At 45.9% G+C, this 14,464-nt stretch carries 13 protein-coding genes; 7 read left to right on the top strand and 6 right to left on the bottom strand.

The window, feature by feature from the left end:
* Positions 1–97 precede the first annotated feature (97 nt).
* Positions 98–859, top strand: a complete 762-nt coding sequence (locus ACO08K_RS01230) for an NUDIX hydrolase (protein WP_421794564.1) — start codon at positions 98–100, stop codon at positions 857–859.
* Here ACO08K_RS01230 and ACO08K_RS01225 read toward each other — a convergent pair whose 3' ends face one another.
* Positions 860–1,372, bottom strand: a complete 513-nt coding sequence (locus tag ACO08K_RS01225; protein WP_421794563.1) for a hypothetical protein — start codon at positions 1,370–1,372, stop codon at positions 860–862.
* Positions 1,373–1,976: 604 nt separating this feature from the next.
* Between ACO08K_RS01225 and ACO08K_RS01220 the strand changes: the two genes are divergently transcribed.
* From ACO08K_RS01220 to ACO08K_RS01200, 5 genes are all read left to right on the top strand, one after another.
* Positions 1,977–2,561, top strand: a complete 585-nt coding sequence (locus tag ACO08K_RS01220; RefSeq protein WP_421794562.1) for a GNAT family N-acetyltransferase — start codon at positions 1,977–1,979, stop codon at positions 2,559–2,561.
* A complete protein-coding gene (locus ACO08K_RS01215; protein WP_421794561.1) occupies positions 2,554–3,750 on the top strand; it encodes an argininosuccinate synthase in 1,197 nt (398 codons plus the stop codon). Before ACO08K_RS01220 ends, ACO08K_RS01215 begins: the two co-directional genes overlap by 8 nt.
* 105 nt (positions 3,751–3,855) lie before the next feature.
* Complete coding sequence (argC, locus tag ACO08K_RS01210; RefSeq protein ID WP_421794560.1) at positions 3,856–4,812, top strand: N-acetyl-gamma-glutamyl-phosphate reductase; 957 nt, start codon at positions 3,856–3,858, stop codon at positions 4,810–4,812.
* A 207-nt stretch (positions 4,813–5,019) separates the two neighbouring features.
* The gene (locus tag ACO08K_RS01205) at positions 5,020–6,165 is read left to right on the top strand and encodes an aspartate aminotransferase family protein (RefSeq protein ID WP_421794559.1); all 1,146 of its coding nucleotides are present in this window, start codon (positions 5,020–5,022) and stop codon (positions 6,163–6,165) included.
* 62 nt (positions 6,166–6,227) lie between these two features.
* The gene (locus ACO08K_RS01200) at positions 6,228–7,175 is read left to right on the top strand and encodes an N-acetylornithine carbamoyltransferase (protein ID WP_421794558.1); all 948 of its coding nucleotides are present in this window, start codon (positions 6,228–6,230) and stop codon (positions 7,173–7,175) included.
* A gap of 189 nt (positions 7,176–7,364) precedes the next feature.
* Here ACO08K_RS01200 and ACO08K_RS01195 read toward each other — a convergent pair whose 3' ends face one another.
* From ACO08K_RS01195 to ACO08K_RS01180, 4 genes are all read right to left on the bottom strand, one after another.
* Positions 7,365–7,958 (bottom strand): YceI family protein, encoded by a 594-nt coding sequence (locus ACO08K_RS01195; RefSeq protein ID WP_421794557.1) that lies wholly within the window; start codon positions 7,956–7,958, stop codon positions 7,365–7,367.
* Positions 7,959–8,167: 209 nt separating this feature from the next.
* Positions 8,168–8,740, bottom strand: a complete 573-nt coding sequence (locus ACO08K_RS01190; protein WP_421794556.1) for a YceI family protein — start codon at positions 8,738–8,740, stop codon at positions 8,168–8,170.
* A 210-nt stretch (positions 8,741–8,950) separates the two neighbouring features.
* Entirely contained in the window at positions 8,951–11,551 is a 2,601-nt protein-coding gene (locus tag ACO08K_RS01185; protein ID WP_421794555.1) for a TonB-dependent receptor domain-containing protein, read from the bottom strand.
* Positions 11,552–11,741: 190 nt separating this feature from the next.
* Positions 11,742–12,032, bottom strand: coding sequence for a TIGR03643 family protein (locus ACO08K_RS01180; protein WP_421794554.1), 291 nt, complete (start codon positions 12,030–12,032; stop codon positions 11,742–11,744).
* A gap of 87 nt (positions 12,033–12,119) precedes the next feature.
* On the opposite strand from ACO08K_RS01180, the gene ACO08K_RS01175 reads away from it, so the two are divergent.
* Entirely contained in the window at positions 12,120–12,647 is a 528-nt protein-coding gene (locus tag ACO08K_RS01175; RefSeq protein ID WP_421794553.1) for a ferritin, read from the top strand.
* Between the two features lie 209 nt (positions 12,648–12,856).
* Here ACO08K_RS01175 and ACO08K_RS01170 read toward each other — a convergent pair whose 3' ends face one another.
* Positions 12,857–14,437, bottom strand: a complete 1,581-nt coding sequence (locus tag ACO08K_RS01170; protein ID WP_421794552.1) for a glucoamylase family protein — start codon at positions 14,435–14,437, stop codon at positions 12,857–12,859.
* Positions 14,438–14,464 lie beyond the last annotated feature (27 nt).

Here is a 14,464-nt window from a genome sequence, read left to right as displayed (position 1 = left end):
TAATCGCAAACACACCATTGTGTGATTGTGACACAATGATAAGAATAATTATCTTTGTGTCCAAATCACACTAAGTTTTTTTTCTAACTTTTTTCAAATGGAGAAATTAATTACGGTACTAAAAGAAATCAAGGCGCTATTTAATCGATCACTGACCGAATTGTCCATAGATTGTGTGGTTTTTGGCTTTCACGACGACCAGCTTAAAGTGCTCTTATTGAGGGCGAAAGGCGCTGATTCCTGGATGTTACCTGGAGGTTGGATTTTAAAAACCGAAAACCTTGAAGATGCTGCATATCGAATCTTGAAAGAAAGGACTGGACTGGATTCTATTTTTCTCCAACAGTTTTACACTTTTGGAGCCAACAACCGGTACAATGGCAGAGAAATTATGGCTCGTCTGGGGTTACCCCCCGAGGAGAATTTTTTTCCGGAAAGAGCGGTTTCAGTTGGCTATTATGCTTTGGTAGAGTATTCATTGGTAGAGCCCCAAACGGATATGATGACCGATGAATGTCGCTGGTGGGATGTCAATGAAATTCCAGAACTACTTTTTGATCACAACGAGATTGTGTCAAGGGCATTAAAAGCCTTGCGCAAGCAATTTGACCACGAAGCATTAGGTTTTAACTTATTGCCAGAAAAATTCACTTTAATAGAGCTGCAAAGGTTGTATGAAACCATTCTCGGTTTGGAAAAAGAAAAACTGGATCGGCGAAATTTCCAAAAAAAGATGCTGAGTTATGGTTTTCTGGAACGCCTGGAAGAACGCAAGACCGGAGGGGCCCACAAAGCACCTTATTTGTATCGTTTTGATCCGGAAAAATACGCTGAATATCTGCGTGAGAGCGAGAAATAATTAACCATTTTTTCGCCTTTGACGAATATAGTACATGCCTAAAAAGAACCCAATCAAAGTCAATAGCTCACTTTGATTGCTTTCTTCATACAACTCAATTGCTCCACTTTCCTGCACGAAGCGATGCAGATATTGGTAATCCACTGAGATCGGGTCATTGTCTGTACCGGGTAAATCATGAATAAGTTGCCAACGAGTTTGAAAAATATTTTTGTTTTTCCAAAAATAAACCTCGCCGCTATTCAGGTTTATGGTGGATTTTCCAAGTATCCCCAATTTAATGGTACCTAGGGGCTCATGGTCCTCGTCCGAGATCAGAACCTTTTGTATAAATACCCCCTGCAAGAGAAAATTGACCACTACTCCATTTAACTCGGACTGAATTTTTTTTCCAAAAGTGGAAAATTCCATTTTCCCCATATAATGGCCATTTTCATCTACAAACTGGTATCCTCTTTTAAAGGCATTGGCCATCCATTTTAAACGGGAAGGGAAAGGGTAATGGTACAACATTGGACTACTGAATTTGACCCTCGAATAACGCTGAGCCTTTTGCCAAAAAAAGAATCCCACCGGTTGGGTTAGGTTCATCCGGTGGGTTGGTCTCAAGTGTTTTTGAGGCGTATGTCAAAAAGAAAAATTCGTGTTTGAAGTTTTAAAGATAACATTTTTCACAAAACAAGGGAAAAAAGCTTGCGAAAATCCGCTACCTACAGTGATTGAGCACGTCTAAAGGTAGTATTTGGTTAATTTTTTCAAAAACCATCAAAAAAAAACCATTGGAAATTGCATTCCATGTTGCGAACTCCTACTTTTGCTCCCACAATGAACGAACTGACTTTACATATTACTTTTACGCCTTACCGTCGTCGTTTCGTACGTCGCCCTTAGGGGGCGCGACTATTTTTCTATACCCACCGGGGTAGGATGTACTTCCCTACCAAATACTACCAGAAATTTATCTGCCCAATTGAATGTGATTGATGATCAATTGCAGGGGTGTCACCAGCACTTTCACCAAAAGATCATCACCTCAATACACAGATTTGTGCGTGTTCTTTTGTTTTGTTCACCCAAATCCAGGCCTTAAAAACCTGTAAAACCATTAATGACTGAAATGGAATTTATCGTTGAGGTAGCCCAACCCGAGCATGAAAAGTATGCAGAAGCCATCTGCAATGAAATGCGTGAATCTGCCAAGGCCCGCGGTACTGGTATTGCTGAACGCAAGCCGGAGTACATCGTGAAAAAAATTCAGGAGGGCAAAGCAGTGATCGCCTTGCAAGGAGACACTTTTGCAGGCTTTTGCTACATCGAAACCTGGGATCACGGAAAATACGTGGCCAACTCGGGCTTGATCGTTGCTCCTGATTTCCGCCGCTACGGGCTGGCTACCCGCATCAAAGAGCGCATCTTCAAATTGTCGCGTGACAAATACCCGGATGCCCGCATTTTTGGGATTACAACCAGCCTGGCGGTTATGAAAATTAACTCTTCGCTGGGCTATGAGCCAGTTACTTTTTCGGAGCTGACTCAGGAAGAGGCCTTTTGGGCGGGCTGCAAAAGTTGCCCAAATTACGATATTTTGGAGCGCAACCAACGCCGCATGTGCCTGTGTACTGCTATGCTTGCGCCTTCCAAAAATGAATTGGAGCAAATGAAACACGATTTATCTGACCTAATTGTTGTTGCAAATGTCTAATCATAAAGTTGTGCTAGCCTACAGTGGTGGGCTGGACACCTCGTTTTGTATCCTGCACCTTACCAGAGACAAAGGATTGGAAGTGCATGCCCTGACTGTAGATACCGGGGGCTTTAGTGCCGAACAGTTGAAAACCATGGAAGAACGCGCCCTTGCTTTGGGTGCAAAAAGCTTCCGGGTAGCCAATGCACTGCAAGATTATTACGACCAATGTATCCGTTACATGGTATTTGGCAACGTTTTGCGCAATAACACCTACCCTTTGTCGGTGAGTGCTGAGCGGATGTTCCAGGCCATCGAAACTGCCAAATATGCCCAGGAAATCGGGGCAGCTGCAGTGGCGCATGGCAGTACCGGGGCGGGCAATGACCAGGTACGCTTTGATTTGGCTTTCAATGTATTGGGGCAAGACCTGGAAATCATCACCCCCATTCGCGATCTGCAACTATCTCGCCAGGCTGAGATTGATTACCTCATTGAGCACGGCTACAACTGGAATTGGGAAAAAGCCAAGTACTCCATCAATCAAGGCATCTGGGGAACTAGTGTGGGCGGAGCAGAAACCCTGACCTCACAAAAAGCCCTGCCAGAGGAGGCTTATCCTACTCAATTGAGTGAAAAAGAGCCCAGCGTAGTGGAGCTGCAATTTGAAAAAGGCGAGTTGCAAGCTGTTAATGGTCAAACGTTTGCCCATCCTACCCAGGCCATCCAGGCATTGAGCAAACTGGCTGGAGCATACGCCATTGGCCGCGACATCCACGTTGGTGATACCATAATTGGCATCAAAGGTCGAGTGGGATTTGAAGCCGCTGCACCACTGATCATCATTAAGGCTCACCACTTGTTGGAAAAACATACCCTCACCAAGTGGCAACAATATTGGAAGGACCAAATGGGCAACTGGTACGGCATGATGCTGCACGAAGCCCAATTCCTCGATCCAGTGATGCGCAACATCGAAACCTTTTTACTTGATACTCAGGAACACGTATCCGGCAAGGTTTGGGTAAAACTGATGCCCTACCGCTTCGAACTCCAGGGCATTGAATCGCCCAACGATTTGATGAACTCCGCCTTCGGTCACTACGGCGAAATGAATAAGGGCTGGAGCGGGGATGATGTGAAAGGGTTCACGAAGATTTTGGGCAACCAGACGAAGATATTTCATTCAATCCATAAAAAGGGTTGAGAAGTTGAGGAGTTGAGCAATTGAGCCCCCGGCCGCTGAGCGGAGCCGAAGCGTTGGGGACTCAATTGCTCAACTCCTCAACTTCTCAACCTGCCACAACCCACCATGCTAAAAGTAGGCATCATCGGCGGCGGCGGTTATACCGCAGGCGAGCTCATTCGCATTCTGCAATACCACCCAGAAGTAGAAATCAGCTTTGTACAAAGTGCCAGCCAGGCAGGCAAATATGTGCACGAAACCCACGACGACCTAGTGGGAGAATGCGACCTGAAATTCAGCGCAGAACTGTCTACGGATGTCGATGCTTTGTTTTTGTGCATGGGGCATGGGCAGTCGCCAGCTTTTATGGCGCAAAACAACATTCCTGATTGGGTTGCTGTGATCGATTTGGGCAATGATTACCGGCTTGAGGAGACTTGGGTGTATGGTTTGCCGGAGTTGAACCGGGCAGCCATTCAGCAAAGCAAACGCATCGCTAATCCGGGCTGTTTTGCCACTGCCATCCAGTTGGGCTTGTTGCCGCTTGCTCAGGTGGGATTATTAGGCACCGAGGTCCACATCAATGCTATAACGGGGTCGACGGGAGCCGGTCAGGCACCTAGTCCAAACACCCACTTTAGCTGGCGTGCCAACAACCTTTCGGTGTACAAGGCCTTTAATCATCAACACCTTGATGAAATCCGACGAAGTCTCGTTCAGGCACAGGCCAATTTTGTTGGCGATTTGAACTTTATCCCTTTGCGGGGAGACTTCACCCGGGGCATTTTTGCTACTATTTACCTCGATTGTGACCTGAACGAAACAGAATTGCAAGCGCTCTACAATCAAACCTATGCCGCAGAGCCTTTTACACATGTAACGGCAGCCAATCCACACCTCAAGCAGGTTGTCAATACCAATAAATGTTTGGTGCACGTAGAAAAACACGGCAACAAAGCCTTCATCATCAGTGCCATCGACAACCTCACCAAAGGTGCCTCCGGTCAGGCTGTACAAAACCTGAATCTGATTTTTGGTTTGCCGGAAAAAACTGGATTGAACTTGAAATCTTTGGCGTTTTAATCCATGGATCCCACAAGTCCCACGAATAAATTCGTGGGCTGGATCATGGTTACATATACCCACGGCTAAAGCCATGGGTTATCCACAAAACCTTCCTGTGCCAACCCACGGATTTATCCGTGGGAGGCTACCTACCGATCCACCCCACGAATTTATTCGTGGGATTATGGAGGCTAGCGAGCCGGCCAGGGCATATCCTTTAAAGCAATGAAACTCTTCGACGTATATCCACTCTACAACCTTAAGCCCGTCAAAGGACAGGGCAACTACGTATACGATGAAAAAGGCCAGGCTTACCTGGACCTATACGGCGGCCACGCAGTGATCTCCATCGGCCATGCCCATCCACATTACGTAGCGAAATTGACGGAGCAACTCAATTCCCTTGGGTTTTACTCCAATTCCATCCAGAACGACTTGCAAATTGAGCTGGCGCAAAAGCTGGGTGCCCTCTCTGGTTGTGACCAATACAACCTCTTTTTGTGCAATTCTGGAGCGGAAGCCAATGAGAATGCCCTCAAGATGGCCTCTTTTCACAATGGCCGTACCAAGGTGCTCGCTTTCAAAAAAGGCTTCCACGGGCGGACTTCTGCTGCAGTAAATGTAACCGACAGCCCCTACATCCAGGCACCGATCAACAAAACTTTTCCCGTTGAACTCGTAGCCTGGAATGATTTGGAGGCGGTGCAAAAAAGCCTTTCCAAAGGCGATGTGGCTGCGGTGATCATTGAAGGTATCCAGGGCATTGGTGGCATTCACGTGCCCGATCCTCATTTGTTGCAGGAGTTGCAGGCGCTGTGCCACCAATATGACACCGTGCTGATTCTGGATGAAATCCAGTCGGGCTATGGCCGTAGTGGCCAGTTTTTTGCCTTTCAACACGTGCCCGGGATCGAGCCCGATCTGATTACGATTGCCAAAGGTATGGGCAATGGTTTTCCGGTTGGGGGCGTACTACTTCACCCAAAATTCCAGGCCAAACACGGCATGTTAGGTACCACCTTTGGCGGTAGCCATTTGGCTTGTGCTGCTTCCATTGCGGTGCTGGACGTGATGTATCAGGAAAGGTTGGTACAAAATGCTGCTGAGGTAGGCAATTATTTGCTGGATGAGTTGGCAAAAGTGGAATTAATTAAAGAAATTCGTGGGGAAGGCTTGATGGTCGGTATAGAATTCGATTTCAACACGGCGACGCTGCGCAAGAATCTTTTGTTTGACGAAAAGGTTTTTGTGGGCTCAGCTTCCAATCCCAATGTCATTCGTTTGTTGCCAGCACTTTGCCTGGGCATCAAGGAAGTGGACTTATTTATGGAAAAACTGGATCAAGCCCTGAATAAACTGGAGCTGGATTAAGAACAGAAATAGAATAAGGTGCCATTCATCAACCTGAATAACCCAACGTATAAGCACACAGCATGAAAAACTTCACATCCGCAAAAGACGCAACTGACCTGACTGGATTGGTTCAACTGGCCCGCGACATCAAAGCTGATCCGTTCAAATACCGCGATGCAGGCAAGGACAAAACCATGGTTTTGCTGTTCTTTAACCCGAGTTTGCGCACCCGCCTGAGCACCGAAAAAGCAGCGCTCAACCTGGGCATGCAGGTGATCAGCATGAACGCAGATCAGGGTTGGACCCTGGAGTTTGAAGAGGGAGCCATCATGAACGCTGGCAGCGCCGAGCACGTCAAGGAGGCGGCAGCAGTGGTGAGCCAATACGCCGACATCATCGGTATCCGTACTTTTCCAGGTTTGAAAGACCGTGAGAAGGACTATTCGGAGCAGGTGATCGAAGCCTTCAAACGGTACGCCAGTGCGCCCATCATCAGTTTGGAATCGGCTACGCGCCACCCCTTGCAGTCTTTGGCGGATGTGATTACGATAGAGGAGTTTAAAAAGAAAGATCGCCCGAAAGTGGTGTTGAGTTGGGCTCCCCACGTGCGGGCGCTCCCGCAGGCTGTTCCCAATTCCTTTGTGGAGTGGATGAAAATCGCCAACGTCGACCTGGTTGTGACCAACCCTGAGGGTTATGACCTTGCTGATGAGTTTATGGAGGGTGTCCAGTTGGAACACGACCAAAAAAAGGCTTTTGAAGGAGCTGATTTTGTTTATGCCAAAAACTGGTCTTCCTACCGTGAATATGGCCAAATCTTGAATCAAGATCCCGCCTGGACGATTACGCAGGATAAACTGGTCAATTGGGCCAATGACGCCCGATTCATGCACTGTCTGCCTGTACGCCGTAATGTGGTAGTAGAGGATGCGGTGCTGGATGGGCCGAATTCGATTGTGATTTCGCAGGCGAATAATAGGACCTGGGCGGCGCAGGCGGTGGTGAAGAAGGTGTTGGAGGGGCTGTAAAACAAAAAAGCCAACCGAATTGCTCCGGTTGGCTCCCTTAACTTGTTTGCACAAGCAAGAATGTGTCTTAGCAGTGGGGCAAAAACAAGTGTTCATTTTTCTTGAGCCAGAGAATTAGGTAAAAAACTTGAAATGAACCGTTTATTTATCTAATTCTCTGGCAAAATGAACACTTGTTTTTTATCGCCCTTATTTGCTGGCTACCAGATTCACTTCCAGTTCAAATTCATCGTAGATCAGCTTGTCGCCCAAATCAGGGAAGAACTTGCCAGAACGGAACTTGATGTCGTAATCAGTACGGTCCAACTTAATGGTCGCTTTGCCAGTTGCTTTACCACTAGCTACAACTAGATTGGCATCAAAAGTGATTGACTTGGTCAAACCTTTGATGGTCATGTCACCTACAACTGTATAGTTGCCTGCTTTGTCTTTTGCAGTAACTTTAGTTGATTTAAAAGTAGCAGAAGGGTTCTTCTCAGTTGCAAAAAAGTCTGGACTGTTGAGGTGTTTGCGCAAATTCTCATTGCCTCCACCGTCTTCTACAGTAAGTGCAGCCATGTTGACTTCAAAGCTAGCCCCAACCAATTTGTTTTTGTTGATTTCCAGCGTTCCTACTTTGACCGGAACTTTACCAAAATGTTTGCCAGTAACTTTTGCCGCAGTCCATTTTACGGTACTTGCGCTAGTATCTACTTTGTAAACAACTACTGCGTTACTTGCTGGATTAGTAAAGGCTAGGCCCATAAAAGCCGCGCAGAGCAGGAGAAAAGTCAGATGCTTCATTGAAATCTGTTTTAATGAATGAGACAATAGTGTTTTATCGTACATAGTGCATGGGGAGTGTAGCCCCAATACAATACTTTCAAAACTAAGGTTGCCTGTGATCAGAAAAAAATAATCAGGCACTTTTTACAGATTATTAACACATTGAAAAGTTTAGTACTTACAAAATGCAAATACTAAACTGAAGATGTATGTGAATTATTGATGCATTAGTTGGCTGCCTTAAACTCACCACTCGCTCTCAATTCCACATCTTCACTTACCACCATGAATGGCATTCCTCCAACCCCAAAATCGGTACGTTTAATGGTTCCAGTTGCTTTAAAGCCAACCATTTTTTTCTGAGATCTTTGATCTACTGCAGTACCAATCAACGTAAGGTCCAGCGTAACTGGTTTTGTTACACCTTTCATTGTCAAATCTCCAGTCAATTTGAATTTTTTGTCCGCTACTTTAGAAATCCCCGTGCTTTTGAAAGTCATGGTTGGGTGTTTCTCAACGTCGAACATATCTGCTTTTTTCAAGTGGCCATCGCGCATTTCGTTGTTGGTGGTCACTTGGCTGAGGTCTGCCGTCAATTCAAAAGCTGCGTCAGAAAAATCTTCCTTTGAAGAAGTCAGCTTGGCATCAAAACTTTTAAAAACACCATCAACTTCGGAAATACCTAGGTGGGTAACGGTGAAAGTCATTTTGGCGTGGACTTTATCCAGCCCCCAAGCATTTTGTCCAAAACTAATAGAAGAGATCAAAAGAGCAAATGCAAAAAGGATTGCTTGTTTCATGTTAAAGATTTGTTTTGATTTGAAAATGAATTACTTATTGATGAATCAAATATAAGGAAGCCTGTAATTAAAATGAAACATGTTGAACCCTTTTGCAGATCGTTAACAAATTAGATCAAAGAACTAAGGTTTTATATATCCCTGAATTTAGGAAAGGGAGAGCGCAGCGCTCTCCCTACCTAAATTAACAATCATATTTAACCAAAACTATCATTTCTGACGATTGTTGCGACCACCGCCACCTTGCATGCCACCTCCGTTGGCGCCACCGCCATTGTTGCCACCGTTGTTGTCATCACCTGCTTTCAGGTCGTCGTTTTCAACTGATTTGGCTTTTTTACGTGGCGCATCGAAGCTCATTTTACCAATGCGATAGTTGAAGTTGACCTTGAATCCACGGTTCAACCTTTGTGTATCCATCAATTGAGTAAAGGTTGGTGAACTCAATTCTGTTTGCATGCGAATACCTTTGGTCAGGAAGTTTTCTGAACTAAAACCAATGCTTCCCTTTTTGTTTTTGAAGTCTTTGCGGATGCCCAGGGAGTACATGCCAAAGCCACCTTGACGTCCTTGTAATTGCACCTGAGAACCCCGCATGAAGCTAAAACCCTGGATACCCCAACCCTTAGGTAAAGTAACCTGAGTCATCAGTCGACCGTTGATGTTGATACCTTCGTTGGTAACTACTTCAGACAATCCGTTCAAACCCGTGGTACGGCCTTCCATAAAAGCATACACAATATCGATGCCCCCATTGATGGTCCATTTTGGAGTGATTTGGAAGTTACCAAACAAGTTGGTTCCCCATGCTCTTTGTACCCCTACGTTTTCAAAAGTAGTGATTACAGCACCAGTTGAATCGTATGGTTTGCGGATTTGTGAGATGGCATTATCAGTGATACGGCGGAAAATCGAGAAGTTTAAATAAGTCTTCTTGATGTTGCCACTCAATGCCAATTCAAAATTATCCGTCAATTCAGGGCTCAAGCCTGGGTTACCTACAGAGATGTTTTGAGGGTTAGCGTTGTTGAAGTTTGGGTTCAACTGCTGCAAACCTGGTCTTTGAATGCGGCGGTTGTAACCTGCTTTGACGATGAAGCCACTCTTGAGGTTTTTGGAAACATTCAAGCTAGGCACGAAGTTGCTGTAAGCAGGCAAATCAATGTTGCCATTTTCAACCGTTTGTGCATTGATATCTGTGTATTCATAACGGCCGCCTAACTTGAAGGTGTACTTGTTCTTGGTTTGTAGGGTATAAGCCAGGTAGCCCGCAGCTACATTTTGCTGATAATCCAGTGCACCAGCCGGGCGGTTTGGATCGATCGTATAATTGTCAGAAGCGTCTTTTGCCAGGAAGTAACTGTAGTCACTATCTACGTCCCTCAAGATGGTTTTGCCCCCAAATTCCACCAGTTGGCGATCCCCAATTGGGGTTTGATAATCAGTTTGGAAAGTCGTTTCCTGATTCAGGTTGCCGTTCAAGTTGCGGATTCTGCTGAGTAGGCTGATTTCATCTTCAGCGAAAACATCGGAATCGAAATTGTTGGTCAGATCGTTGCGGCTATATTGAGCAGAAATGCTCCACTCGCGACGAGGCTTGAAGGTACGCAGGTAGTCGATGTTGAAATCGATGGAACCTGAGTTGTTTTTGCTGTCTACTTTGCGGAACGAACTGGATTTCAACAGTTGATCTTGAAACAAAGAAATAGCGATGTCCTGCTCATTGCCGAAATTGCGTGCACCTAAGCGGGCGCTGGCAGAAAGGGATTGATTTTTGGAAATATCATAATCCCAGGACAAGTTATAGTTGCCAAAACCACCGCGGTCAAACGACTCTGTATTTTGCAGGGTACGAATGCTGGTGCTAGGGGTAATGGTGGTTTGTTCCAAAGTGGAGAGGGCCGGATTGTAAAACAAACGGCCGTGCCCTCCCAGATTAAAGCCCATTTTACCTTTTCTATAGCTGCCGTTCAAACCCAAATTGGAACCACGGTTGCCGGTGCCAATGTCTACATTGAGGGTCAAACCTTGCAGCGTATTTTTCTTTGTGACGATGTTGATGATCCCGCCTGATCCCTCTGCATCATAACGTGCAGATGGAGAAGTGATGACTTCTACCGTTTTGATCATATCGGCAGGAATTTGCTTGAGGGCATCTGCAACACTAGCCGCCATAATGGTGGATGGCTTGTTGTTGATCAGTACGCGCACATTAGAACTTCCGCGAAGTGAAACATTTCCGTCCAAGTCTACGGAGAGCATGGGTACTTTGCGCAATACCTCAGATGCATCACCACCTTTGGAAGTGACATCTTTCTCAGCGTTGTAAACGGTACGGTCTACCTTTTCTTCGATCAGAGCAGTAGTCCCTACAATTTCTACCTCTTTCAAGGTGCTAACACTTTGGGCAAAACTGATGTTACCCAAGTTTTTAACATCATTTTTGGTCAGGCGTAGATCATTAAGCGATTTGTCGCGGTAACCAATAAAGGAAATCACTAAACGATAATCACCTGTGGCGATGCCGCTGATTTCAAATTTTCCTTTGTCATCAGAGGTTGTACCATCTACAGGAGTATCTGAATTCTTCAGGTACAAAGCAATTGTAGCAAATTCTACAGGTTGTTTGCTTAAAGAATCGATTACCACGCCGAGGATTTTGTTATTGCCTTTGGGAGCAGTGTTCAGCGCAGGTGCTTCGGTGCTAGGCATTGGAGGGCGGTTGCCGCTAGGAGGTGTTTGTTGGCCTGTGGCCGTCACTGTCCAAAGTAAAGCTACGAACAGCGGTAAAAATGTGCTTAAATTTTTCATTTTGTGCCGGTTTGCAATCCGTTTTTTTGATTGCTTGATTTCATGGCACAAAGTAACGGTGAAAAAAACTGCCGTGTTGGAGCATTCGATGATTCGGCTGCTTCTTTCGGCAGGTCGGAGAGATGATCGACAAAAAGGCTCAGATTAAATGTGAATCAGTAATTTTATCCCACAACTCGGCAAAAATCGACTACCGTTTGCTCATTCGGTTACCTGAGATGGTTCGTTGTTGCTTGGATTTGAAGCGCAAAACACCTTCTTCTCGCTTGGCAGCATGCTTTGTTGCTCGTCCCTGCACCCTTGCCCGCCATTTTTTCCAATTATTTGGGTGCATTTCAAACTTCATTAGTTCGATAACTTCTTTTTCGCTCAAACCAAATTGGGCCGTAATGGCATCAAAAGGGGTACGGTCTTCCCAGGCCATTTCGATGATCCGGTCGATATCGGCACTTTGCAGTTGATATTTTTCGATGATTTTCATACCTTGAATTCAGCCAAATAATTGTCTGGTTTTATAACTTTCTGCCTCCAAGAAGGTTTACATTCTAGGGAAATAAAATGATGAAAGATGATTTCGAAAAAAATTGAAGCGGCATTGAACGAACAAATTGCGTTGGAAGCCTACGCCTCCTTTTTATACCTGGCAATGGCTTCGTGGTGCGACAGAGAAGGTTTGGAAGGTTGTGCTCAGTTTATGCATCGTCAATCTGACGAGGAGCGGGCCCACATGCTGCGGATTTATGGTTATTTGAGCGAAACGGATGGTTTTGCACTCACCCCAGCCATTGCACAAGCTCCGCATGAGTTTGAGTCGGTTCAGGTTATGTTCGAAAAAGTATATGCACACGAGCAAAAAGTGACCCAGTCCATCAACGATTTAGTTAATTTGAGCTACGCAGAAAAAGACCCATCTACGCTCAATTTTTTGCAGTGGTACGTAGCAGAACAACGGGAAGAAGAGGCGCTGATGCGCACTATTCTGAATAAAATCCGCTTGATTGGGGATGGGCCGCAAAGTTTGTACTATATCGATAAGGAGGTGGATAAATTCAATAAAGCAGCTTTGGCGGCGGAGGCCACGGAGGAAGAGCAATAAGTACATTGAATTTTTCCGATTGCTTCAAAAGCGGCATTTTATTAGCACAAAGGACACAAAGGGGCCACAAAGAACACAAAGCGAAGCGCTGTCAACGTCTAACTTTGTGTCCTTTGTGGCCCCTTTTTGTCCTTTGTGCTAAAAAACGTCGCTTTGGTACCTTTTTGAAAAGCTGAGATGACGGACTGTTTGAGGTGAAAATTTCACTTTTATCTCAAACCCAAATTGAGCTTAATTTCTTTTGCCCCCTGAGTCAAAACCACGGTGTAATCGCCATAATCTGACGAGAACCGCAATTGCTGCGGCCCAGGAGTGAATACCTTTTTATCTGCCAACACCTGCGTTTGGCCAGTTTTATTGTGAGTCAGGCTCACACTCACCGCTTCAGTTCCTTTTGTGTAAAAATCCAAAATGTACAAGCCTTCATCCGCGTGTTTCATGATGTGTACCATGCCGGATCGTACCTCTGGGGTGTACATGTAAAAACCAGTAGCGTAATCAGGCCGTTTGATGCCCATTTTGGGCAGTGCAGTTTGGATTTCCTGAATTTTTGCCCCCATTTTCCAGATCAACCCTGAACGGTAATTTTCAATCATAATCACGATTGGACCTTGATCAATGGCCAGGTATTGGTTGGAATACCAGTTTTCCTTGGCATTGTAGGCATCGTAAAAGCCCAGGTCGCCAAAAAGCCGATTGCCTTGTTGGCGATACAAATAAATCATGGCTTGATAAGAATAATAGGGCGTGTAGGGAAAAGAAGAAAGGGCCGCGGAGGGCGTGATGGTACCGTTGTCTTCAGTGGGCTGGTGTGCACCATAAAATTCGTGGTTGTCGCTGGCTGTCAAACCCCAGTTGCGCTCGGAATAACCATAAGCCTTGGGAGCCCGCTCGATACAATGCGCCCGGTTGATCATGGTCTGGTTCAGATTGAGGGTCCAATAGTTGGTGTGTTCGTCTTCCATCCAGCGCGGATCCAGACTCAGGTAGGAGTAGTGAGCAAAAAAGAGTGGGCCGCCCCAGTCAAATCCCAGGGGCAGGGTGTAGCCCAAATATTCCTTGCCATTGATGAAATGGCTGGCTTCCTTTTTTTTCCAGGTATCGTCGTACACCTGGCGCGTAATCGGGTGGGTAGGTGAGGCCATGGCCAGGATGTAAGTGATGAAGCACTCGTTGTAGCCTCCAATGGAGTGGTTCATTTTCCAACCATGATTGGCGCTCCAGTGCCAGAGCAGGAGGCCATTGTGAACGTACCAATCCCATTCTACACTCCTCCACAAGCTGTTGATGCGATTGCGCAATTCTATTTCAGCTTTACTGTTTTGGTCAAAATAGGAGCGGGCCACCAGCAAACCATTGATCAAATAAGCTGTTTCAACCAAATCGCCCCCATCGTCGTAGCGGCTAAAAGGAACTACTTTACCCGTAGTTCCATCGAGCCAGTGCGACCAGGCACCATGAAAACGTTCTGCTTTTTCCAAAAAACGGGTGATTTTTAACATGCGCTCTACCGCCTGGTTGCGGGAAATCCAGCCCCGGTAAGTACCCACTACAATAGCCATGATGCCAAAGCCACTACCCCCGCTGGTGACTACATTTGGGGTGGCGTTGCGCTCGGGAGCCAGGCCGGAAACCGGATGGGCAAAATCCCAGAAATACTTAAAGGTTTGGCGTTGAACGGTGCCGATGTACTCACTGGCTTCGGTGGGCGGAAGTTGTGGTGCCAGGGCTTGGGCCTGAGCAAAATGTACCACGCAGCAAAACAGCAGCGTGCTGATGCAGGTTCTCATGTCGTGCGAAATTTATGAAGGCTAAAG

Origin of the sequence: Haliscomenobacter sp. (assembly GCF_965225875.1) — a bacterium.
Lineage (GTDB): Bacteria > Bacteroidota > Bacteroidia > Chitinophagales > Saprospiraceae > Haliscomenobacter.
This window is presented reverse-complemented; position numbering and strand designations above follow the sequence as displayed.

Bases quoted from the DNA above. Each gene is read 5' to 3' on its own strand.
- ACO08K_RS01230 (WP_421794564.1), top strand. From the start codon at position 98: ATGGAGAAATTAATTACGGTACTAAAAGAAATCAAGGCGCTATTTAAT.
- ACO08K_RS01225 (WP_421794563.1), bottom strand. From the start codon at position 1,372: ATGTTGTACCATTACCCTTTCCCTTCCCGTTTAAAATGGATGGCCAAT.
- ACO08K_RS01220 (WP_421794562.1), top strand. From the start codon at position 1,977: ATGGAATTTATCGTTGAGGTAGCCCAACCCGAGCATGAAAAGTATGCA.
- ACO08K_RS01215 (WP_421794561.1), top strand. From the start codon at position 2,554: ATGTCTAATCATAAAGTTGTGCTAGCCTACAGTGGTGGGCTGGACACC.
- argC (WP_421794560.1), top strand. From the start codon at position 3,856: ATGCTAAAAGTAGGCATCATCGGCGGCGGCGGTTATACCGCAGGCGAG.
- ACO08K_RS01205 (WP_421794559.1), top strand. From the start codon at position 5,020: ATGAAACTCTTCGACGTATATCCACTCTACAACCTTAAGCCCGTCAAA.
- ACO08K_RS01200 (WP_421794558.1), top strand. From the start codon at position 6,228: ATGAAAAACTTCACATCCGCAAAAGACGCAACTGACCTGACTGGATTG.
- ACO08K_RS01195 (WP_421794557.1), bottom strand. From the start codon at position 7,958: ATGAAGCATCTGACTTTTCTCCTGCTCTGCGCGGCTTTTATGGGCCTA.
- ACO08K_RS01190 (WP_421794556.1), bottom strand. From the start codon at position 8,740: ATGAAACAAGCAATCCTTTTTGCATTTGCTCTTTTGATCTCTTCTATT.
- ACO08K_RS01185 (WP_421794555.1), bottom strand. From the start codon at position 11,551: ATGAAAAATTTAAGCACATTTTTACCGCTGTTCGTAGCTTTACTTTGG.
- ACO08K_RS01180 (WP_421794554.1), bottom strand. From the start codon at position 12,032: ATGAAAATCATCGAAAAATATCAACTGCAAAGTGCCGATATCGACCGG.
- ACO08K_RS01175 (WP_421794553.1), top strand. From the start codon at position 12,120: ATGATTTCGAAAAAAATTGAAGCGGCATTGAACGAACAAATTGCGTTG.
- ACO08K_RS01170 (WP_421794552.1), bottom strand. From the start codon at position 14,437: ATGAGAACCTGCATCAGCACGCTGCTGTTTTGCTGCGTGGTACATTTT.